This window comes from Enterobacter cloacae complex sp. P40C2, from assembly GCF_014930695.1.
GTDB classification, from domain to species: Bacteria; Pseudomonadota; Gammaproteobacteria; order Enterobacterales; family Enterobacteriaceae; genus Enterobacter; species Enterobacter pasteurii.
Genome location: NZ_JADBRP010000009.1, coordinates 166,751 through 185,838 on the forward strand (window position 1 = coordinate 166,751; position 19,088 = coordinate 185,838).

Here is a 19,088-nt window from a genome sequence, read left to right on the forward strand (position 1 = left end):
ATTACCCTGGTCAGTCATTACTCGCGGTGATAAGGGTGGTTGGTAGTAATGCTCCATGCGCGATACAGACTTTCTGCCACGAGAACCCGCACAAGCGGGTGGGGCAGCGTCAGCGCAGAGAGTGACCAACTTTGTTCTGCTGCCGCTTTGCAGGCGGGAGATAACCCTTCCGGTCCGCCAATCAACAGGCTGACGTCACGGCCATCCTGTTTCCAGCGCTCCAGTTCGTGCGCCAGCTGCGGCGTATCCCAGGGCTTGCCCGGGATGTCGAGAGTCACGATGCGGTTTTTGCCTGCGGCAGCCAGCATCAGCTCTCCCTCTTTATCGAGAATACGTTTGATATCCGCGTTCTTGCCGCGCTTTCCTGCTGGGATCTCCACCAGTTCGAACGGCATATCTTTAGGAAAACGACGCAGATATTCAGTAAAACCGGTTTGTACCCAGTCAGGCATTTTGGTGCCGACGGCGACCAGCTGCAACTTCACGCATTAACCCCAGAGTTTTTCCAGCTCATACAGGCGACGGCTCTCTTCCTGCATGACGTGGACAATAACATCGCCGAGATCGACAACCACCCAGTCAGCGGTCGTTTCACCTTCAACGCCCAGCGGAAGCAGCCCTGCCGCGCGCGATTCCTGAACAACATGGTCAGCAATCGAAACAACGTGACGAGTTGAGGTACCGGTGCAGATGATCATGCAGTCGGTGATGCTGGATTTACCCTTAACGTCGATAGCGATGATGTCCTGACCTTTCAGGTCATCAATTTTGTCGATAACAAAATCCTGGAGTGCTTTACCCTGCAAGTTTTCCCCCTGGGTGAATGAGATTGTACAACTGTGAATTCGTGGTCAGACAGTATACCTGAACTGACGTCAGCCGCGGGACAAATGTCACCGCCCGGCTTTTGAAGGCGGGTATCATCCCACCCTCCGCCTGAGATTGCATCGCCATTTTTGTAAAACAATTTCTGTAAAGCAACGACTGGCGGGAAAGTCTGGCAGCGGAGGATATCAGTATGGCTTAGCCTGTCAAGGCAGGATAATCAATAACAGACAATTTCGCCGACGATGTTCAGGCCTCTGTATTTTTCTGATACAGCCCCTGTGCGTGGATATACGCCAGCACGGGTGGGGGCAGCAGATCGCTACAGTCTAAACCCTGCTGGAGCCGCTCGCGGATGAGCGTTGCGGAAATATCAAACCATGGCGTTTCAGCGAGATAAATTTTACCGGCGGGCAGCCTGTGCAGGTCTTCGATATTGTCCGTCAGGTGCGCGTCCAGCCACTGCTGATGCTGCGCTTCACGCATGGTCAGCGGATAGCCCGGACGGCGGCAGACCAGCAGATGGCTGTTTTCCAGAATGGTGTCGTACTGATACCAGCTGGGAAAGTTGAGCAGGGAATCCTGGCCGATAATAAACGCCAGCGGTTTCACTGGGCCCTGTTCAGCGCGCCATTCGCGCAGCGTCTGCGATGTCCAGGATGGCGTATCCCGGCGCAGCTCGCGCTCGTCAAGCGTAAAGAGGGGCTTATCGGCGATGGCCAGGGCGAGCATCGCTTTGCGCTGTGCGCTGGTCGCTTCTGGCTGAGGACGGTGCGGCGGAACGTTATTGGGCATGACGATCACCCGCTGCAAACCAATCAGATTCGCGAGGATTTCAACCGGCTTAAGATGCCCATAGTGCACCGGGTCGAAGGTTCCGCCATACATTGCCTGTAAAGATTGCATATCACCCTTCGATAAATACATCTGCCAGCGCCTTATGGCAGAGCAGCAAAGAAAGGCTTTCCAGCTCCGCCCAGACGGACTGGCCATAATCCTGCTTCAGCGTCAGCTCGGCGCGCATCAGAAGCTGTACGGCCTGACGCAGCTGCTCGTGGCTCAGGCGGTTTATCGCCTCCGTCGTCATCGCCCGGCGGTTTTGCCAGACGCGATGCTTGTCGAACAGCGTGCGCAATGGCACATGGGCGGACTGGCGCTTGAGGTTGTTCAGCAGCAGTAACTCACGCTGGAGCGTGCGGAGCAGGATGACCGGCTCACTCCCTTCGAGTCGCAGCTGTTGCAGAATATGCAGCGCTCGCTTGCTTTTCGCCGACAGCAGCGCGTCAACCCAGTGGAAGGGAGTAAAGTGCGCGGCATCGTTCACCGCCTGTTCGACGCGCGGCAGCGTCAGCTTTCCGTCAGGCCACAGCAGGGAGAGCCTGTCCAGGGCCTGCGCCAGCGCCAGAAGGTTGCCTTCATAGCAGTAGCAAAGAAGCTGATTGGCTGCATCATCCAGCTGCAGATTGTGCTGTTTCGCTCGCGCGGCAACCCATTTTGGCAGATGCGCCTGTTCTGGCGTCTGGCAGGTGACCAGCACCGCGTTAGTGGCGAGCTGGGTAAACCAGGCCGCATTCTCCTGCGTTTTGGTAAGCTTGTTGCCGCGCACGATCAGCAGCAGATCGCTATGTAGCAAACTCACCAGCATGGCCAGCTGTTCATTGATGGCGGCGTTAGGGCCGTTCTCCGGCAGCAGGATCTGAATAGTCTGGCGCGAAGCAAAGAGGCTCATGGCCTGACAAAGCGAGAAGACAGCGTTCCAGTCGGTGCTGTTATCAATCTGGAAAGTGTGGTGCTCGTCAAAGCCCTGCGCTGCGGCCGCATGGCGAACAGCATCAAGGCTTTCCTGAAGCAAGAGCGGATCGTTACCGAGTAGCAGATAGGCCGCGCGCAGCCCTTCGTTGAGCTGCGCGCGGAGTTGTTCAGGATACAACCTGATCATCAGTTACCCAGCGACGTTGGCATATCCGGCGTGCGGGCATCCGGTGTTTCGATAACGTCAGAGCCTGCCTTCGTCGACGCTGTGATAGTAGGCAGCTTACGGATCAGCTGATCCGCCGCCCTATCGTACATCTCCTTGATGATAATCTGCTGTTCGGCATCTTTTGCCAGCGCCGTTTGCGGGTTATCAAAGAACGAGCGGTAGACTTTGGTACTGATAGGATAAATGTCTTTACCCGGGATCAGGACCGCTGCGTTAACGGTCAGCACCATCTGATATTCCGCCGTTCGCCCGTCCTGGAAGATCGACGCCGTGTCTTTTGCCAGGGACGATGACAGGACGCGAAGCGAAGGCACATCCTGGCGCAGGGTTCCTTTCTCAATTAGCTCAACGTCGTTCAAACGCAGCTGATTACGGATAGCCCGGCTCAGCGGTCCGTTTGGATCGGACGAGTCGAAGATCATCGTTTTCATCTGAGGTGGCACTGCCGTAGTGTTGCGCAGGTGCCAGCCGCAGCCAGCGGTGACAAGCACCGCCAGAGATAAGAGTATTGTTGCCAGTTGTCGCACGTTTCCTCCCGCGCTTAGCCAACGACCAGATTCAGCAGTTTACCCGGTACGTAGATCGCTTTACGTACGGTAACGCCCTCAAGGTATTTCGCGACCAGATGCTCCTGGCCTGCGCGCTCGCGAACCTGTTCTTCGGTTGCGTCGACCGCGACGGTGATTTTACCGCGCACTTTACCGTTAACCTGCACCACAACCAGGGTGGTGTTTTCCACCATAGCGGATTCATCAGCCACCGGCCACGGCGCGTTGTCGATATCGCCTTCGCCCTTCAGCTCCTGCCACAGGGTGAAGCTGACGTGCGGAGTGAACGGGTTGAGCATGCGAACAACCGCCAGCAGCGCTTCACGCATTAATGCACGATCCTGCTCGCCGTCCTGCGGGGCTTTCGCCAGCTTGTTCATCAGTTCCATAATAGCCGCAATTGCGGTATTGAAGGTCTGACGACGACCAATATCATCGGTCACTTTCGCAATTGTTTTATGAACATCACGACGCAGCGCCTGCTGATCTTCCGTCAGAGCAGCCACGTTCAGCGCTGGTGCCTCACCCTGAGAGGTGTGCTCGTATACCAGTTTCCAGACGCGTTTCAGGAAGCGGTTTGCCCCTTCCACGCCGGATTCCTGCCATTCCAGCGTCATATCCGCCGGGGAGGCGAACATCATAAACAGACGCACGGTGTCGGCACCGTAACGCTCAACCATCACCTGCGGGTCAATACCGTTGTTTTTAGACTTGGACATCTTGCTCATGCCGGTATACACCAGTTCATGACCTTCAGCGTCCTTCGCCTTAACGATACGGCCTTTCTCGTCGCGCTCAACGATCGCATCAACCGGAGAAACCCAGTTGCGCTCGCCGTTTGCGCCAACATAGTAGAAGGCATCTGCCAGCACCATGCCCTGGCACAGCAGCTGTTTCGCTGGCTCGTCAGAGTTTACGAGTCCTGCATCACGCATCAGCTTGTGGAAGAAGCGGAAGTAGAGCAGGTGCATGATGGCGTGTTCAATACCACCGATGTAGATGTCTACCGGCAGCCAGTAGTTTGCCGCTTCGGAATCCAGCATGCCTTCCTTGTACTGCGGGCAGGTGTAGCGCGCGTAGTACCAGGAAGATTCCATAAAGGTGTCAAACGTGTCGGTTTCACGCAGCGCGGGCTGACCGTTAACGGTGGTTTTTGCCCATTCAGGATCGGCTTTGATCGGGCTGGTGATGCCGTCCATGACCACATCTTCCGGCAGGATCACCGGGAGCTGATCTTCTGGCGTTGGCATTACGGTGCCGTCTTCCAGGGTCACCATTGGAATTGGCGCACCCCAGTAACGCTGACGGGAAACGCCCCAGTCGCGCAGGCGATAGTTCACCTTACGCTCGCCGACGCCCAGCGAGGCCAGCTTGTCGGCGATAGCGTTGAAGCCCTCTTCGAAGCTCAGACCGCTAAATTCGCCAGAGTTGAACAGGGTGCCTTTTTCGGTCAGCGCCTGCTCAGACAGATCGGGTTCGGAACCGTCTGCGGCCAGGATAACGGCTTTGATCGGCAGGTTGTATTTGGTGGCGAACTCGTAGTCGCGCTGATCGTGACCCGGAACCGCCATTACCGCACCGGTACCGTACTCCATCAGAACGAAGTTTGCCGCCCAGACCGGGATCGCTTCGCCAGTCAGCGGGTGCTTAGCATAGAAGCCCGTCGCAACGCCTTTTTTCTCCATCGTCGCCATGTCCGCTTCGGCCACTTTGGTGTTGCGGCATTCGTCGATGAAGGCTGCCAGTTCCGGGTTGTTTTCTGCCGCTTTCTGCGCCAGCGGGTGACCGGCGGCAACTGCCAGATAGGTCGCACCCATGAAGGTGTCCGGACGGGTGGTGTAGACGGTCAGGGTCTGGTCGTAATTCTCGACGTTGAAGGTAATCTCCACGCCCTCGGAACGGCCGATCCAGTTGCGCTGCATGGTCTTAACGGTGTCAGGCCAGTGATCCAGCGTGTCCAGATCGTTCAGCAGCTCGTCAGCGTAAGCGGTGATTTTAATAAACCACTGCGGGATCTCTTTACGTTCAACTTTGGTGTCGCAGCGCCAGCAGCAGCCGTCGATAACCTGCTCGTTCGCCAGAACGGTCTGGTCGTTCGGGCACCAGTTAACGGCTGAGGTTTTCTTGTATACCAGGCCTTTTTTGTACAGCTCGGTGAAGAACTTCTGCTCCCAGCGGTAATATTCCGGCGTACAGGTCGCCAGTTCACGGCTCCAGTCATAGCCAAAGCCCAGCATTTTCAGCTGGTTTTTCATGTACGCGATGTTGTCGTACGTCCACGGCGCCGGTGCGGTGTTGTTTTTAACCGCCGCGCCTTCAGCAGGCAGGCCGAACGCATCCCAGCCGATAGGCTGCAGCACGTTTTTGCCCAGCATGCGCTGGTAGCGTGCAATCACGTCGCCGATGGTGTAGTTACGCACGTGGCCCATGTGTAGTCGACCAGAAGGATAGGGAAGCATCGACAGGCAGTAATACTTCTCTTTGCTCTCGTCTTCGGTTACTTCAAAGGTGCGCTTCTCGTCCCAGTGTTGCTGGACTTTTGATTCTATCTCTTCCGGGCGGTATTGCTCTTGCATGGCAGCCAGTGGTCCTGTGTTCAATACAGCTACAAATGTAGCCAATGGATGTGGTGATTCAGATCCGCATAGCATAGCCCAAACGTCCTCGTCAAAACAGCCTTTCGCACAAATGCGCTTTGCAGGAATTTACCGGGTCTGTGCTTCACCTGACAAAGCGGCGACGAAATAAGGTCTATTATTAGAAATAGTTACTTACCCGGGAGGCAAAATGATGAACAAGGTTGCTCAATTTTACCGCGAACTGGTGGCGACACTGACGGAACGGCTGCGTAACGGCGAGCGCGATATCGACGCGCTGGTTGAACAGGCCCGCGCGCGCGTGACGCAAACGGGTGAGTTAACGCGAACCGAAGTGGAAGAGGTGACGCGCGCCGTTCGCCGCGACCTGGAGGAGTTTGCGCGTAGCTACGAAGAGAGTCAGGACGAGATTGCCGACAGCGTCTTTATGCGGGTCATTAAGGAGAGCCTGTGGCAGGAGCTGGCGGATATTACCGATAAAACCCAGCTGGAGTGGCGCGAGGTGTTCCAGGATTTGAACCACCATGGCGTGTATCACAGCGGCGAAGTCGTGGGGCTGGGAAACCTGGTCTGTGAGAAGTGCCATCACCATATTGCCGTTTATACGCCGGAGGTGCTGTCCCTCTGTCCGAAGTGCGGGCACGATCAGTTCCAGCGTCGGCCGTTTGAGCCCTAGGTAAAAGCAAAACGGCAATCACGTTGCCGTTTTTAGTGTTTGCACCCTCTCCCTGTGGGAGAGGGCCGGGGTGAGGGCATCAGGCCGCAAAAGGTAAAAGCAAAACGGCAACCACGTTACCGTTTTTAGTGTTTGCTCCCTCTCCCCGTGGGAGAGGGTTGGGGTGAGGGCATCAGGCCGCAGAATAGTAAGCCAGCCTTTCCGCCAGCAGATCCACAAACGCTTGCCTATCGATATCCACCATTACCGTCGTATTCGGCTGATTTCCCTTCAGCGAGTAATAGTCCACCACCGTCATCCCCTGGGTATATTTCCCCTGTGTTTCCACGCCAACCCAACGCTCGACTGTCGTAAACATTTCCGGCTTCAGCAGCCAGGCAATGGTGCACGGATCGTGCAGCGGCGCGCCCTGGAAGCCCCATTTCTCCGCTTTGTGATACTCCATAAAGAAATCGAGCAGCTCTGCGACCGTGGTGGCGACCGGGTTATCTATGGCACGGAAACGCTCAATATCGTCCGCCATAATCTGTGCCCGATGCGTCACATCCAGCCCCGCCATCACAATCGGCAGGCCCGACTGGAAGACGATTTCCGCCGCTTCCGGGTCAACATAGATGTTGAACTCCGCCGCTGGCGTCCAGTTTCCCAGCCCCATCGCGCCGCCCATGATGACGATTCTGGCGATTTTGCCGTGCAGTTCAGGATGGCTGTTGAGCAGCAGGGCCACGTTCGTCTGCGGGCCGGTGGCGACCAGCGTTACGGGCTCGGCGCTTTCACGCAGCACCTTTGCCATCAGCTCCACGGCGGTGCAGTGTTGTGGCGTAAAGCCCGGCTCCGGCAGCACCGGGCCATCCAGGCCACTCTCCCCGTGAACGTTGTCCGCAATGATGAGATCGCGCATCAGCGGCTTAACAGCGCCGCCGGCGACAGGGATATCGGTACGTTTCAACAGCGTCAGCATGCGCAGCACGTTGCGCAGGGTTTTATCCGGCGTCTGGTTCCCGGCGGACGAGGTGACGGCTTTGACTTCAAGTTCAGGGGAGGCAAGAGCGAGGACGAGTGCAATCGCGTCATCATGACCCGGATCGCAGTCGAGAATAATAGGCTGTGCCATGGCGTTCTCCGTACGTAGCGTTATTTTGTGACAAGGTTAACGCTGCCCCGTGACGCCGACGAGAACAAGAACGTGAAAGCGTGAGGCAGTGCGCAATCCGCGGATTGCGCACTGAGAGGATTAATGCAGGATTTTGGCGAGGAAGTCTTTCGCGCGTTCTGATTTCGGATTAGCGAAGAACTCCTCTTTCGGCGAGTCCTCCACGATTTTCCCTTCGTCCATAAAGATCACGCGGTTAGCCACTTTACGGGCAAAGCCCATCTCGTGGGTCACCACCATCATGGTCATCCCTTCGTGCGCCAGCTCCACCATCACGTCCAGCACTTCGTTGATCATCTCAGGATCGAGCGCGGAGGTAGGTTCATCGAACAGCATTGCCACCGGATCCATGCACAGCGCGCGCGCGATAGCCACGCGCTGCTGCTGGCCGCCGGAAAGCTGAGCCGGGAATTTATCCGCGTGCGCAGAAAGGCCAACGCGTTCCAGCAGTTTCAGCCCCTTTTCTCGGGCCGCCTTTTTATCGCGCTTCAGCACTTTTACCTGCGCCAGCGTCAGGTTCTCAATGATGGAAAGGTGCGGGAACAGCTCAAAATGCTGGAACACCATCCCAACGTGGGAGCGAAGCTGGGCAAGGTTGGTTTTCCTGTCATTAACTTTGGTGCCGTTAACGACAATTTCGCCCTGCTGTACGGGTTCCAGACCGTTAACGGTTTTGATCAGCGTGGACTTACCGGAACCGGACGGACCGCATACGACCACCACATCGCCTTTTTTTACTTCCGTTGAGCAGTCGGTCAGCACCTGAAAGTGCCCATACCATTTAGAAACATTTTTCAGGGAAATCATTATACCGTCCTTTTCTTCAGCCAGCTGACCAACAGCGATGCGCTTAAACTAATCACAAAATAGACCCCGCCCGCGAAGAGGATCATCTCAACCTGCGTTCCGTCACGTTCGCCAATGGTGGAGGCGGTACGGAAGAAGTCTGCCAGGCTCAGCACGTAAACCAGAGAGGTATCCTGGAACAGTACGATGCCCTGCGTCAGCAGCAGCGGAACCATGGCGCGGAACGCCTGCGGCAGAATAATGAGCTTCATGGACTGCCAGTGCGTCATCCCGAGCGCCAGCGCAGCGCTCGACTGCCCGCGCGAGATGCTCTGAATACCCGCACGAATGATCTCGGAGTAGTAGGCGGCTTCAAACATGGAAAACGCCACCATGGCGGAGATCAGGCGGATGTCGGTTTTAGGCGACAGCCCCAGCACGTTCTGTAAAAATCCGGGAACGATCAGGTAAAACCACAGCAGCACCATCACCAGCGGGATAGAGCGGAACACGTTAACGTAAGCCGTGGCAAACCAGGCGAACGGCTTAAAGCTCGACAGGCGCATCACCGCCAGCAGGGTGCCCCAGACAATACCCACGATAACCGCAATGACGGTGATCTTTAAGGTGATTGCCAGCCCGTCCAGCAGATAGGGCATGGAGGGAACAATAGAACTCCAGTCAAATTCGTACATTATTTGCCCCCCAGGTTGCCCGGCAGGCGTACTTTGCGTTCAACCAGGTTCATCACCAGCATGATGAAAGCGTTAATCAGAACATACGCGAGCGTAATCGCCGTAAAGGATTCCCACGCGTGAGCGGAGTAGTCCAGCAGCTTGCCCGCCTGTGCCGCCATATCGACCAGGCCAATGGTCGAGGCGATGGCCGAGTTTTTCACCAGGTTCATCATCTCAGAGGTCATTGGCGGAACGATGACGCGGTAGGCGTTAGGCAGGAGAACGTAACGGTAGGCTTGTGGCAGGGTCAGCCCCATCGCCAGCGCCGCATTCTTTTGTCCGCGAGGCAGCGACTGAATGGCGGCACGCACCTGCTCGCAGACGCGCGCGGCGGTGAACAGCCCCAGACACAGCATGGAGGAGACAAAGAATTGTACGTTAGGATCCAGTTCCGCCTTGAACCACATGCCGAGATCTTCCGGCAGCAGTTCCGGGATCACCAGATACCAGGTAAAGAACTGCACGATCAGCGGAACGTTACGGAACAGTTCCACATACAGCGTGCCAATCGAAGAGAGAAAACGGTTAGGTACGGTACGCAGAATGCCGAACAGCGAACCGACAAAAAACGCGATGATCCACGCCGTTATCGATAACGCAACGGTAACCTGAAAGCCGCTCCACAGCCAGCCAAGATAGGTGGTGTTGCCGAACGGGGCCTGTTGCAGGAAGATGCCCCAGTTCCAGTCAATTGACATAGTAAACTCCAGAAAAAAGAGGGTAGCAGCGCTACCCTCGAAGATTGGTGAGAAGCTCAATTTTTGCGCTGAGTGGGGAACGACCACTCAACGTATAGTCTGTCCATGCTTCCCGACAATCGAGAGGGCAGGAGATCCCGCCCCTGTCGTTCTAATTAGTTAAGAGCTTTGTCGTTTGGTGATTTGAACAGCGCCTTCATGTCGTCAGACAGTTCAAAGTTCATGTTCAGGTTTTTTGGTGGAATCGGGTTTTTGAACCACTTGTCGAACCATTTGGCTGCTTCGCCAGAGGTTTGCGCCTGAGCGATGGTGTCGTCGATCAGTTTCTTGAAGTCCGCGTCGCCTTTACGCAGCATACAGCCGTACGCTTCTTTCGACTGCGCGGTACCTACGATCTCCCAGTTGTCTGGTTTTTTCGCCTTCGCGCGCTCGCCCGCCAGCAGCGCGTCATCCATCATAAACGCGACGGCACGGCCGCTTTCCAGCGTACGGAAGGAGTCGCCATGGTCTTTCGCGCTGATGATGCGCATGTCCATTTTCTTCTCGTCGTTCAGCTTGTGCAGCAGCACTTCGGACGTGGTACCGGAGGTCACGACAACCGCTTTGCCTTTCAGGTCAGCGAAGTCTTTGATGTCGCCGCCTTTTTTGGTCAGCAGGCGGGTGCCCACAACGAAAATGGTGTCGGAGAAGGCAGCCTGCTTCTGGCGCTCAAGGTTGTTGGTGGTGGAGCCACACTCGAAATCAAATGTGCCGTTTTGCAGCAGGGGAATACGGTTCTGTGAAGTGATGGGGATCAGCTTCACCTGCAGGTCAGGTTTGTTCAGCTTTTTCTTCACAGCTTCAACGATGGCGTTGGAGTAGTCCTGTGAATAGCCCACGACTTTTTGCGTGTTGTCGTAGTAAGAGAACGGGACAGAAGATTCACGGTGGCCGACCACGATCACGCCGTTTTTGGCAATCTTGTCGAGGGTGCTTCCTGCTGCCGGAGCGTCTTCAGCGTGAACGACGCCCGCGGACATTCCCATAACCAGCATTGCTGTGGCCAGTTTACGTAATTGCATACCCAACTCCTTTCTTATCAGCGCCAGTGACGCTTTGATACCCATTGTGATGTTGTTATATCTCGCGCAATGCGAGTGCAGTGTTATGCAAGCTTGTTAACATTTAGTCTGGCTTAATGTAAAGATTTTGCTGCGTTATTGTTTATTTTTGCGAAGCGCGCCGCACCATTCAGAGGCAATAATCTCTCGTTGCACCGTTTCGGTGCTACCGACGATCTACGCTGGTGCGACAAGGTTGCACGTTAAGCCAAACTGCGTTTGCGCGAATAAATAAAGCAATAGGCGTGCCAGAATTGACCCTCACCCTGACCCTCTCCCTGGAAGGGAGAGGGGAAAAGGCGGTGCTGGATGGTGAAACTGTGCGTGGACTGTTCCCTCTCCCAGGGGGAGAGGGCTAGGGTGAGGGGTTATTTACGACGCTGACGCAGGCTCATCAGCACCGCGGCAAAACCGAACAGCGCGGTCAGGATCCACAGTGGCCAGTTGCCGGTACGGGCGTACGGCGTCAGGCCCGTGGCAGGCGTGACCTTAGTGGTCAGCACTTCACGGGTGAACTGCGGGATCATGGCCTGGATTTCGCCCTGCGGGCCAATCACGGCGGTGATGCCGTTATTGGTGCTGCGCAGCAGCGGACGCGCCAGCTCCAGGGAACGCATTCGCGCCATCTGGAAATGCTGCCACGGGCCAATCGACTTGCCGAACCACGCATCGTTCGAGATGGTCAGCAGGTAGTCGGTATCCGGGCGGAAGTTATCGCGCACCTGCTCGCCGAGGATAATCTCGTAGCAAATGGCGGCCGTCAGGGCAAAATCGTGCGCGTGCAGCTGCGGCTGAACGTAAGGGCCACGGCTGAACGAGGACATCGGCAGATCGAAGAACGGTGCCAGCGGGCGCAGTATCGACTCCAGCGGAACAAACTCGCCAAACGGTACAAGGTGGTTCTTGTTGTAGCGATTGGTGGAGGTATAGCTGTATTCGCTGTCCTTACCGAGGGTGATGATGGTGTTGTAGGTGTCGTAGCGGTTCTGCTGGTTCAGACGCGCGTCCACGATGCCGGTAATCAGGGTGCTGCCGCGAGCGCGCAGCAAATCGTCCATCATCTTCAGGAAGGGCTGCTGGTTGATCTCCAGGTCAGGGATCGCGGACTCGGGCCAGATGATGAGCTGCGATTTGCCCATCACCTGTTCGGTGGCTTTAGCGTAGATTTTCAGCGTGTTCAGCAGCTGATTCTCGTCCCATTTCATTGACTGCGGGATATCGCCCTGCACCAGAGAAACCTGCGTGGCGCGGGCGGGCTCCAGCGTGAACCACTGGATATAACGCAGCGGGAAGGGCAGGGCAAAGAGGATCAGCCCGGCTGCCAGCGGTTTCCAGCTGCGCGTAGCCAGCGCCAGCACCAGCAGGCCGCTGACCACCATCAGCAGAAAGTTAATCGCCTCCACGCCCATGACCGGGGCCAGGCCTTTCAGCGGGCCGTCTATCTGGCTGTAGCCGAACTGTAGCCACGGGAAGCCGGTGAGTACCCAGCCGCGCAGAAACTCAGTGATTTGCCAGACAACGGGAGCGGCTATCGCCACGCGCAGCCAGGTCGTTTTTGGCCACAGCCGGGACAGGATCCCCGCGAACAGGCCGGTGTAGAGCGAGAGATACGCGGCGAGCAGCACAACCAGGAAGACGTTAACCGGCCCCGGCATGCCGCCAAACTGCGCGATACTGACGTAGACCCAGTTAATACCAGAGCCAAACAGCCCCAGGCCCCAGAAGTAGCCGATGGCGGCGGCCTGTACCGGACGACGGTTCAGGGTCAGACCCTGTAGCCCCATCAGCGAGAGAAGGGCGGCCGGCCAGATATCGTAAGGAGAAAAAGCCAGCGTACCGCTGGCTCCGAGTAACAGCGCCAGCAGCAAACGGACGCGCTGGCGTTCAAATAATGGGGCAAATGCCATTTACATTAATCTTCCAGTTTTGGCACCGGTGAGTCGTCCGGCATTCTGACGTGGACCTGAATAATACGTCGGCTGTCGGCCATGGCGACCTTAAACTGGTAACCATCGATGTCAACGGTTTCACCGCGGGCCGGAAGATGGCCGAAGGCCTGCATCACCAGACCACCAATGGTGTCCACCTCTTCATCGCTGAAGCTGGTGCCAAAGGTGTCGTTGAAGTCCTCAATAGAGGCCAGCGCGCGAACGGTCCAGGTGTGGCGGCTCAGCTGACGGAAGTCGATATCCTCTTCTTCGTCATACTCGTCCTCGATTTCGCCAACGATCAGCTCAAGGATGTCTTCAATCGTGACCAGACCGGAAACGCCACCAAATTCATCAATCACAATCGCCATGTGGTAGCGCTGGGAGCGGAACTCCTTCAGCATCCGATCCACACGTTTACTTTCCGGCACAACCACCGCCGGGCGTAACACTTTTTCCATACTGAAGGCTTCGGCATCGCTGCGCATAAACGGCAGCAGATCTTTCGCCATCAAAACCCCTTCAATGTGATCTTTGTCTTCGCTGATGACCGGGAAGCGCGAGTGGGCCGATTCGATGATCACATCGAGGCACTCGTCCAGCGTCTGGTTGCGTTTCAGGGTAATCATCTGCGAGCGGGGGATCATGATGTCGCGGACGCGCTGGTCGGCGATGTCCATGACCCCTTCGAGCATTTCGCGCGTATCTTCGTCGATAAGGTCGTTTTGCCCGGAATCACGAATCAGCTCCAGCAGTTCATCACGGTTTTTCGGTTCGCCGTGGAAAAGCTGGTTCAGAATGAGGGAGAAAAATCCCTTTTTAGTGGTTGTCGTGTCGCTACTGTGTGAATTGTCGTCGCTCATGGCGTTTGTAAAGGGTTCTCTTGTTAGTTCAACGTTAACCGCCGCGCTCTATCCCTGCGCGGCGGCATGGTAGTCAGTGACTGACTATTCTTTCTCGGCAATGTACGGATCCTCATAGCCCAGAGCAAGCATTATCTCTGTCTCAAGGGATTCCATCTCTTCCGCTTCGTCATCTTCAATATGGTCGTAACCCAGAAGATGCAGGCTACCGTGCACGACCATGTGTGCCCAGTGCGCCTCCAGCGGCTTTTGCTGCTCTTTGGCTTCCTGCTCAACCACCTGACGGCAGATGATCAGATCGCCCAGCAATGGCATCTCGATGCCCGGGGGAGCTTCGAACGGGAAAGAGAGCACGTTGGTCGGTTTATCTTTCCCGCGATAGGTCAGGTTAAGCTCGTGGCTTTCCGCTTCATCCACCAGGCGAATCGTGACTTCTGATTCTTCCTGAAACTGGGGGATAACGGCATCCAGCCATTTCTGAAACTGTGCCTCTTCCGGCATGCCGGAATTATCTTCACAGGCCAGCTGTAAATCGAGGATCACCTGACTCATTTCTGTTCATGCTCCTGCGCTTCGCGCTTACGTTCTGCGGCCAGCTCGGCCCTGCGCTTCTGATCGGCCTCTTCCCAGGCCTCATAAGCGTTAACGATACGCGCGACCACCGGGTGGCGTACCACGTCTTCGCTGTGGAAGAAGTTAAAGCTGATTTCGTCCACCTCGGCCAGCACTTCGATGGCATGACGCAAACCCGATTTGGTGCTGCGCGGCAGGTCAATCTGGGTGACGTCACCGGTAATAACCGCTTTCGAGTTAAAGCCAATACGCGTCAGGAACATCTTCATCTGTTCGATGGTGGTGTTCTGGCTTTCATCCAGAATGATGAACGCATCGTTAAGCGTACGGCCACGCATGTAGGCCAGCGGGGCGACTTCAATCACGTTACGTTCGATGAGCTTCTCAACTTTCTCGAAGCCCAGCATTTCGAACAGCGCGTCGTACAGCGGGCGCAGGTAAGGATCCACCTTCTGGCTTAAGTCGCCCGGCAGGAAGCCGAGTTTCTCACCGGCTTCTACAGCAGGACGGGTCAGCAGGATACGGCGGATCTCCTGACGCTCCAGCGCATCTACCGCAGCGGCAACCGCCAGATAGGTTTTACCCGTACCCGCCGGGCCCACTCCGAAGGTGATGTCATGGTCGAGAATGTTGGCGATGTACTGCGCCTGGTTTGGGGTACGAGGCTTAATCACGCCGCGCTTGGTTTTGATATTGATGGCCTTACCGTAGTCCGGCACGCTTTCTGCGCTCTGCTCGAGCACGCGCGCCTCTTTAATGGCAAGGTGAATCTGTTCAGGTTCAATATCCTGAATTTCGCCACGCATCGGGGCGGTATCAACATACAGGCTGCGCAGAATATCCGCCGCGGCGTTGACGCAGATAGGGCGTCCGGTGAGTTTGAAATGGTTATCGCGACGATTGATTTCGATACCCAGACGTCGCTCAAGTTGCTTGATGTTGTCATCAAACGGCCCGCACAGGCTCAGCAGGCGAGCGTTGTCTGCGGGCGTTAGGGTAATTTCACGCGTATCTATGTTCAAACTGTTCCTCTTTGATTGGTTAACTGACCTGAGGCCACACGGCGTAATAAAATGGTCATTACCGAAATTATTCACGCCATAGAATAAAGGCGCAAGCGTTGCGGTAGATATTGGGGGTGCTGAGAGGAAATACAAGGCCTGCCGGACAGGCAGGCCAGAAGGATTATGGCTGGTAAATGCCTACGCCAGAATCGTTGACTTTGCGGGTGCGAGAGATAACGGATTCCGGGGTCTCAGCAATGCGCAGACCCATTTCGTCTTCGGTACGCACCAGCTTCGCGCGCAGCGAGTTGGTGAGCACGTCGACAATTTCCACGTCCACAAATTTGCCGATCATGTCCGGGGTGCCTTCAAAGTTCACCACGCGGTTGTTCTCGGTACGACCGGACAGCTCCATAATGCTCTTACGGGAGGTACCTTCCACCAGAATACGCTGGACGGTCCCGAGCATGCGACGGCTCCAGGCGTTGGCCTGCTGGTTGATACGCTCCTGCAGAATATACAGACGCTGCTTTTTCTCTTCTTCCGGCACATCGTCAACCATATCGGCCGCCGGGGTTCCGGGACGCGGGGAGAAGATGAAGCTGTAGCTGACGTCAAAATTGACTTCGCCGATGAGCTTCATGGTGCGCTCGAAGTCTTCAGCGGTTTCGCCTGGGAAACCAACGATGAAGTCGGAGCTGATCTGGATATCCGGACGCGCTTCGCGCAGCTTACGGATGGTGGATTTGTATTCCAGCACCGTATGTGGACGCCCCATCAGGTTCAGCACGCGGTCAGAGCCGCACTGAATCGGCAGGTGCAGGAAGCTCACCAGCTCCGGCGTATCGCGGTAAACATCGATGATGTCGTCGGTAAACTCCATCGGATGGCTGGTGGTAAAGCGAATACGGTCGATGCCGTCAATCGCGGCCACCAGGCGCAGCAGTTCTGCAAAGCTGCCCGTGGTACCGTCGTAGTTTTCACCGCGCCAGGCGTTCACGTTCTGGCCCAGCAGGTTTACTTCACGCACGCCCTGCGCGGCAAGCTGCGCGATTTCGAACAGAATATCGTCTGCCGGGCGGCTGACCTCTTCACCGCGGGTATAAGGCACCACGCAGTAAGTACAGTATTTATTGCAGCCTTCCATGATGGAGACGAATGCGGTCGGGCCATCGGCACGCGGCTCCGGCAGACGGTCAAACTTCTCGATCTCAGGGAAGCTTACGTCCACTACCGGGCTACGATTGCCGCGAACCTGATTAATCATCTCTGGCAGGCGGTGCAGGGTCTGAGGGCCAAAGACGATATCCACATAGGGTGCTCGCTGGCGGATCAGCTTACCTTCCTGCGATGCAACGCAGCCCCCAACGCCAATGATCAGGTCCGGATTTTTCCGCTTAAGCAGTTTCCAGCGGCCTAACACATGAAAGACTTTCTCCTGCGCTTTTTCACGAATTGAACAGGTGTTCAGCAGCAGCACATCGGCTTCTTTCACATTTTCAGTCAGCTGGTATCCGTGGGTGGTATCCAGCAGATCGGCCATCTTGGATGAATCGTATTCGTTCATCTGACAGCCCCAGGTTTTTATATGGAGTTTTTTAGTCATCGACTTGCTCAGCTCAGGATTGCAAGCCGCGTATTGTAATGCTTTGGTGCGGTTGTGACCAGTATGAAGGTTGTCAACCTCAGGACCGCAAAAATCCGGTAAACTTAAGGCATTCTCCAATAAGGAATAGTGACCATGACACTCCAACACACCGAAGTTGCCGTCGTCGGCGGCGGTATGGTCGGCGGCGCGCTGGCGCTGGGGCTGGCGCAGCAGGGATTTGACGTAACCGTTATTGAACAGGCTGCTCCGCCGGCATTCGATCCCGCCAGCAAGCCGGACGTGCGCATATCCGCCATTAGCGCGGCGTCCGTTGATTTGCTTCGCGGGCTGGGCGTCTGGGAGGCGGTGCTGGCGATGCGCGCGCACCCCTATAGCCGTCTTGAAACCTGGGAGTGGGAAAATGCTCACGTGTCGTTTGATGCCGCCGAGCTGAAGCTGCCGCGCCTGGGCTATATGGTAGAAAACAACGTCTTGCAGCTCGCGCTCTGGCAGGCGCTGGAGGCGCACCCGAAGGTGACGCTGCGCGTTCCGGCCTCGCTGAAAGCCCTTCATCGGCATGACGGCGACTATCTTCTTACGCTGGACAACGACGACGAGCTCGCCGTGAAGCTGGTGGTGGGGGCGGATGGTGCAAATTCGCAGGTCAGGCAGATGGCGGGTATAGGCATCCATGCCTGGCAGTATCATCAGTCCTGCATGCTGATCACCGTCCAGTGCGAGACCGCGCCGGGCGAAAGCACCTGGCAGCATTTTACGCCGAACGGTCCGCATGCGTTCTTGCCGCTGTTTGATAACTGGGCGTCGCTGGTGTGGTACGACAAGCCGGCGCGTATTCGTCAGTTACAGGGGCTGAGTATGGAACAATTACAGCGCGAGATTATGCTGCACTTCCCGGAACGCCTTGGGCATGTCACGCCGGTTGCTGCGGGCGCATTCCCGCTGATGCGACGCCATGCGTTGCAGTATGCCCGTGAAGGGCTGGCCCTGGTGGGGGACGCGGCGCACACCATCCATCCGCTGGCAGGCCAGGGAGTCAACCTGGGATACCGTGACGTCGACGCGCTACTGGATGTGGCAGGTAACGCCCGCGCCCACGCGGAATCGTGGGCCAGCCATCAGGTGCTGAAGCGCTACCAGACGCGCCGTATGGCGGATAACTTCATTATGCAGTCGGGGATGGATCTGTTCTATGCCGGGTTCAGCAATGACGTTGGTCCGGTGCGTATATTGCGAAATATTGGATTGATGGCGGCGGAACGCGCCGGTGGCCTGAAGCGTCAGGCTCTGAAATACGCCCTCGGACTCTAATCTTTGCTCCGACTATTCCCTCGCCCCTCCGGGGAGAGGGTTAGGGTGAGGGGCCCAGACCGCACTGACGACAAAAACAAAAAAGCCCGCAGAGCGGGCTTGTTTGTTTTAAGTGGCTGGGGTGCAGGGATTCGAACCCCGGAATGCTGGTATCAGAAACCAGAGCCTTACCGCTTGGCGACACCCCAATTGCGTTAAACGTACTGCTTAACGACTTTAAAGTGGCTGGGGTACGAGGATTCGAACCTCGGAATGCCGGAATCAGAATCCGGTGCCTTACCGCTTGGCGATACCCCAACAATGTTCAGTTTACCGAATAGTATTCGATAACGTAAATATGGTGGCTACGACGGGATTCGAACCTGTGACCCCATCATTATGAGTGATGTGCTCTAACCAACTGAGCTACGTAGCCAGTACTGCAATCTTCGATGGCTGGGGTACCTGGATTCGAACCAGGGAATGCCGGTATCAAAAACCGGTGCCTTACCGCTTGGCGATACCCCATCCGTGCAACGCTTACCTGGGAATGGTGCGGGAGGCGAGACTTGAACTCGCACACCTTGCGGCGCCAGAACCTAAATCTGGTGCGTCTACCAATTTCGCCACTCCCGCAAAAAAGATGGTGGCTACGACGGGATTCGAACCTGTGACCCCATCATTATGAGTGATGTGCTCTAACCAACTGAGCTACGTAGCCAT

At 56.3% G+C, this 19,088-nt stretch carries 18 protein-coding genes and 6 tRNA genes; 2 read left to right on the plus strand and 22 right to left on the minus strand.

Going from position 1 to position 19,088, the window contains the following annotated elements; genetic code table 11:
* Positions 1 to 17: 17 nt before the first annotated feature.
* The 6 genes from rlmH to leuS form a co-directional block, all read right to left on the minus strand.
* Complete coding sequence (rlmH, locus tag IM304_RS16240) at positions 18 to 485, minus strand: 23S rRNA (pseudouridine(1915)-N(3))-methyltransferase RlmH (RefSeq protein ID WP_003858701.1); 468 nt, start codon at positions 483 to 485, stop codon at positions 18 to 20.
* A 3-nt stretch (positions 486 to 488) separates the two neighbouring features.
* Entirely contained in the window at positions 489 to 806 is a 318-nt protein-coding gene (gene rsfS, locus IM304_RS16245) for a ribosome silencing factor (protein WP_148419205.1), read from the minus strand.
* A 268-nt stretch (positions 807 to 1,074) separates the two neighbouring features.
* A complete protein-coding gene (nadD, locus tag IM304_RS16250; protein ID WP_148419201.1) occupies positions 1,075 to 1,731 on the minus strand; it encodes a nicotinate-nucleotide adenylyltransferase in 657 nt (218 codons plus the stop codon).
* 1 nt (position 1,732) lies between these two features.
* Positions 1,733 to 2,764 (minus strand): DNA polymerase III subunit delta, encoded by a 1,032-nt coding sequence (gene holA, locus IM304_RS16255; protein WP_193356028.1) that lies wholly within the window; start codon positions 2,762 to 2,764, stop codon positions 1,733 to 1,735.
* Positions 2,764 to 3,333, minus strand: a complete 570-nt coding sequence (gene lptE, locus IM304_RS16260; RefSeq protein WP_193356029.1) for an LPS assembly lipoprotein LptE — start codon at positions 3,331 to 3,333, stop codon at positions 2,764 to 2,766. Before lptE ends, holA begins: the two co-directional genes overlap by 1 nt.
* Before the next feature lie 14 nt (positions 3,334 to 3,347).
* A complete protein-coding gene (gene leuS, locus IM304_RS16265; protein WP_148419195.1) occupies positions 3,348 to 5,930 on the minus strand; it encodes a leucine--tRNA ligase in 2,583 nt (860 codons plus the stop codon).
* A 214-nt stretch (positions 5,931 to 6,144) separates the two neighbouring features.
* Here leuS and IM304_RS16270 point away from each other — a divergent pair, with 214 nt between their 5' ends.
* Positions 6,145 to 6,627, plus strand: coding sequence for a zinc ribbon-containing protein (locus IM304_RS16270; protein ID WP_003858689.1), 483 nt, complete (start codon positions 6,145 to 6,147; stop codon positions 6,625 to 6,627).
* A gap of 172 nt (positions 6,628 to 6,799) precedes the next feature.
* On the opposite strand, the gene rihA is transcribed toward IM304_RS16270, so the two are convergent.
* From rihA to miaB, 10 genes are all read right to left on the minus strand, one after another.
* Entirely contained in the window at positions 6,800 to 7,741 is a 942-nt protein-coding gene (rihA, locus tag IM304_RS16275; RefSeq protein WP_193356030.1) for a pyrimidine-specific ribonucleoside hydrolase RihA, read from the minus strand.
* Positions 7,742 to 7,861: 120 nt separating this feature from the next.
* A complete protein-coding gene (locus tag IM304_RS16280) occupies positions 7,862 to 8,587 on the minus strand; it encodes an amino acid ABC transporter ATP-binding protein (RefSeq protein ID WP_006809622.1) in 726 nt (241 codons plus the stop codon).
* Positions 8,587 to 9,261: a glutamate/aspartate ABC transporter permease GltK gene (gene gltK / locus IM304_RS16285; RefSeq protein ID WP_148420855.1), complete on the minus strand. Its 675-nt coding sequence runs from the start codon at positions 9,259 to 9,261 to the stop codon at positions 8,587 to 8,589. Before gltK ends, IM304_RS16280 begins: the two co-directional genes overlap by 1 nt.
* Positions 9,261 to 10,001: a glutamate/aspartate ABC transporter permease GltJ gene (gene gltJ, locus IM304_RS16290; RefSeq protein ID WP_148420853.1), complete on the minus strand. Its 741-nt coding sequence runs from the start codon at positions 9,999 to 10,001 to the stop codon at positions 9,261 to 9,263. Before gltJ ends, gltK begins: the two co-directional genes overlap by 1 nt.
* Positions 10,002 to 10,156: 155 nt before the next feature.
* A complete protein-coding gene (locus tag IM304_RS16295; RefSeq protein WP_148420851.1) occupies positions 10,157 to 11,062 on the minus strand; it encodes an amino acid ABC transporter substrate-binding protein in 906 nt (301 codons plus the stop codon).
* Between the two features lie 407 nt (positions 11,063 to 11,469).
* Positions 11,470 to 13,008 (minus strand): apolipoprotein N-acyltransferase, encoded by a 1,539-nt coding sequence (lnt, locus tag IM304_RS16300; RefSeq protein WP_193356031.1) that lies wholly within the window; start codon positions 13,006 to 13,008, stop codon positions 11,470 to 11,472.
* 5 nt (positions 13,009 to 13,013) lie between these two features.
* Positions 13,014 to 13,892: a CNNM family magnesium/cobalt transport protein CorC gene (corC, locus tag IM304_RS16305; RefSeq protein WP_148420847.1), complete on the minus strand. Its 879-nt coding sequence runs from the start codon at positions 13,890 to 13,892 to the stop codon at positions 13,014 to 13,016.
* Between the two features lie 84 nt (positions 13,893 to 13,976).
* On the minus strand, positions 13,977 to 14,444 hold the full coding sequence (gene ybeY, locus IM304_RS16310; RefSeq protein WP_003858677.1) for an rRNA maturation RNase YbeY: 468 nt from the start codon (positions 14,442 to 14,444) through the stop codon (positions 13,977 to 13,979).
* Positions 14,441 to 15,487: a PhoH family protein gene (locus IM304_RS16315; protein WP_148420845.1), complete on the minus strand. Its 1,047-nt coding sequence runs from the start codon at positions 15,485 to 15,487 to the stop codon at positions 14,441 to 14,443. Before IM304_RS16315 ends, ybeY begins: the two co-directional genes overlap by 4 nt.
* Positions 15,488 to 15,650: 163 nt before the next feature.
* Positions 15,651 to 17,075 (minus strand): tRNA (N6-isopentenyl adenosine(37)-C2)-methylthiotransferase MiaB, encoded by a 1,425-nt coding sequence (miaB, locus tag IM304_RS16320; RefSeq protein WP_148420843.1) that lies wholly within the window; start codon positions 17,073 to 17,075, stop codon positions 15,651 to 15,653.
* Between the two features lie 135 nt (positions 17,076 to 17,210).
* Between miaB and ubiF the strand changes: the two genes are divergently transcribed.
* Positions 17,211 to 18,386, plus strand: coding sequence for a 3-demethoxyubiquinol 3-hydroxylase (ubiF, locus tag IM304_RS16325; RefSeq protein WP_193356032.1), 1,176 nt, complete (start codon positions 17,211 to 17,213; stop codon positions 18,384 to 18,386).
* Between the two features lie 113 nt (positions 18,387 to 18,499).
* Here ubiF and IM304_RS16330 read toward each other — a convergent pair.
* From IM304_RS16330 to IM304_RS16355, 6 genes are all read right to left on the minus strand, one after another.
* Positions 18,500 to 18,574, minus strand: a tRNA-Gln gene (locus tag IM304_RS16330).
* Between the two features lie 34 nt (positions 18,575 to 18,608).
* A tRNA-Gln gene (locus IM304_RS16335) sits at positions 18,609 to 18,683 on the minus strand.
* 41 nt (positions 18,684 to 18,724) lie between these two features.
* Positions 18,725 to 18,801 (minus strand) — tRNA-Met (locus tag IM304_RS16340).
* A gap of 17 nt (positions 18,802 to 18,818) precedes the next feature.
* Positions 18,819 to 18,893, minus strand: a tRNA-Gln gene (locus IM304_RS16345).
* 23 nt (positions 18,894 to 18,916) lie between these two features.
* Positions 18,917 to 19,001: transfer RNA gene (locus tag IM304_RS16350), tRNA-Leu, on the minus strand.
* An 8-nt stretch (positions 19,002 to 19,009) separates the two neighbouring features.
* A tRNA-Met gene (locus tag IM304_RS16355) sits at positions 19,010 to 19,086 on the minus strand.
* Positions 19,087 to 19,088: the final 2 nt, after the last annotated feature.

Excerpts from the sequence above, each read along its gene's own strand:
- corC (WP_148420847.1), bottom strand. The coding sequence starts at position 13,892 with ATGAGCGACGACAATTCACACAGTAGCGACACGACAACCACTAAAAAG.
- miaB (WP_148420843.1), bottom strand. The coding sequence starts at position 17,075 with ATGACTAAAAAACTCCATATAAAAACCTGGGGCTGTCAGATGAACGAA.
- IM304_RS16280 (WP_006809622.1), bottom strand. The coding sequence starts at position 8,587 with ATGATTTCCCTGAAAAATGTTTCTAAATGGTATGGGCACTTTCAGGTG.
- lnt (WP_193356031.1), bottom strand. The coding sequence starts at position 13,008 with ATGGCATTTGCCCCATTATTTGAACGCCAGCGCGTCCGTTTGCTGCTG.
- ubiF (WP_193356032.1), top strand. The coding sequence starts at position 17,211 with ATGACACTCCAACACACCGAAGTTGCCGTCGTCGGCGGCGGTATGGTC.
- ybeY (WP_003858677.1), bottom strand. The coding sequence starts at position 14,444 with ATGAGTCAGGTGATCCTCGATTTACAGCTGGCCTGTGAAGATAATTCC.
- gltJ (WP_148420853.1), bottom strand. The coding sequence starts at position 10,001 with ATGTCAATTGACTGGAACTGGGGCATCTTCCTGCAACAGGCCCCGTTC.
- rihA (WP_193356030.1), bottom strand. The coding sequence starts at position 7,741 with ATGGCACAGCCTATTATTCTCGACTGCGATCCGGGTCATGATGACGCG.
- IM304_RS16270 (WP_003858689.1), top strand. The coding sequence starts at position 6,145 with ATGAACAAGGTTGCTCAATTTTACCGCGAACTGGTGGCGACACTGACG.
- gltK (WP_148420855.1), bottom strand. The coding sequence starts at position 9,261 with ATGTACGAATTTGACTGGAGTTCTATTGTTCCCTCCATGCCCTATCTG.
- holA (WP_193356028.1), bottom strand. The coding sequence starts at position 2,764 with ATGATCAGGTTGTATCCTGAACAACTCCGCGCGCAGCTCAACGAAGGG.
- IM304_RS16295 (WP_148420851.1), bottom strand. The coding sequence starts at position 11,062 with ATGCAATTACGTAAACTGGCCACAGCAATGCTGGTTATGGGAATGTCC.
- nadD (WP_148419201.1), bottom strand. The coding sequence starts at position 1,731 with ATGCAATCTTTACAGGCAATGTATGGCGGAACCTTCGACCCGGTGCAC.
- leuS (WP_148419195.1), bottom strand. The coding sequence starts at position 5,930 with ATGCAAGAGCAATACCGCCCGGAAGAGATAGAATCAAAAGTCCAGCAA.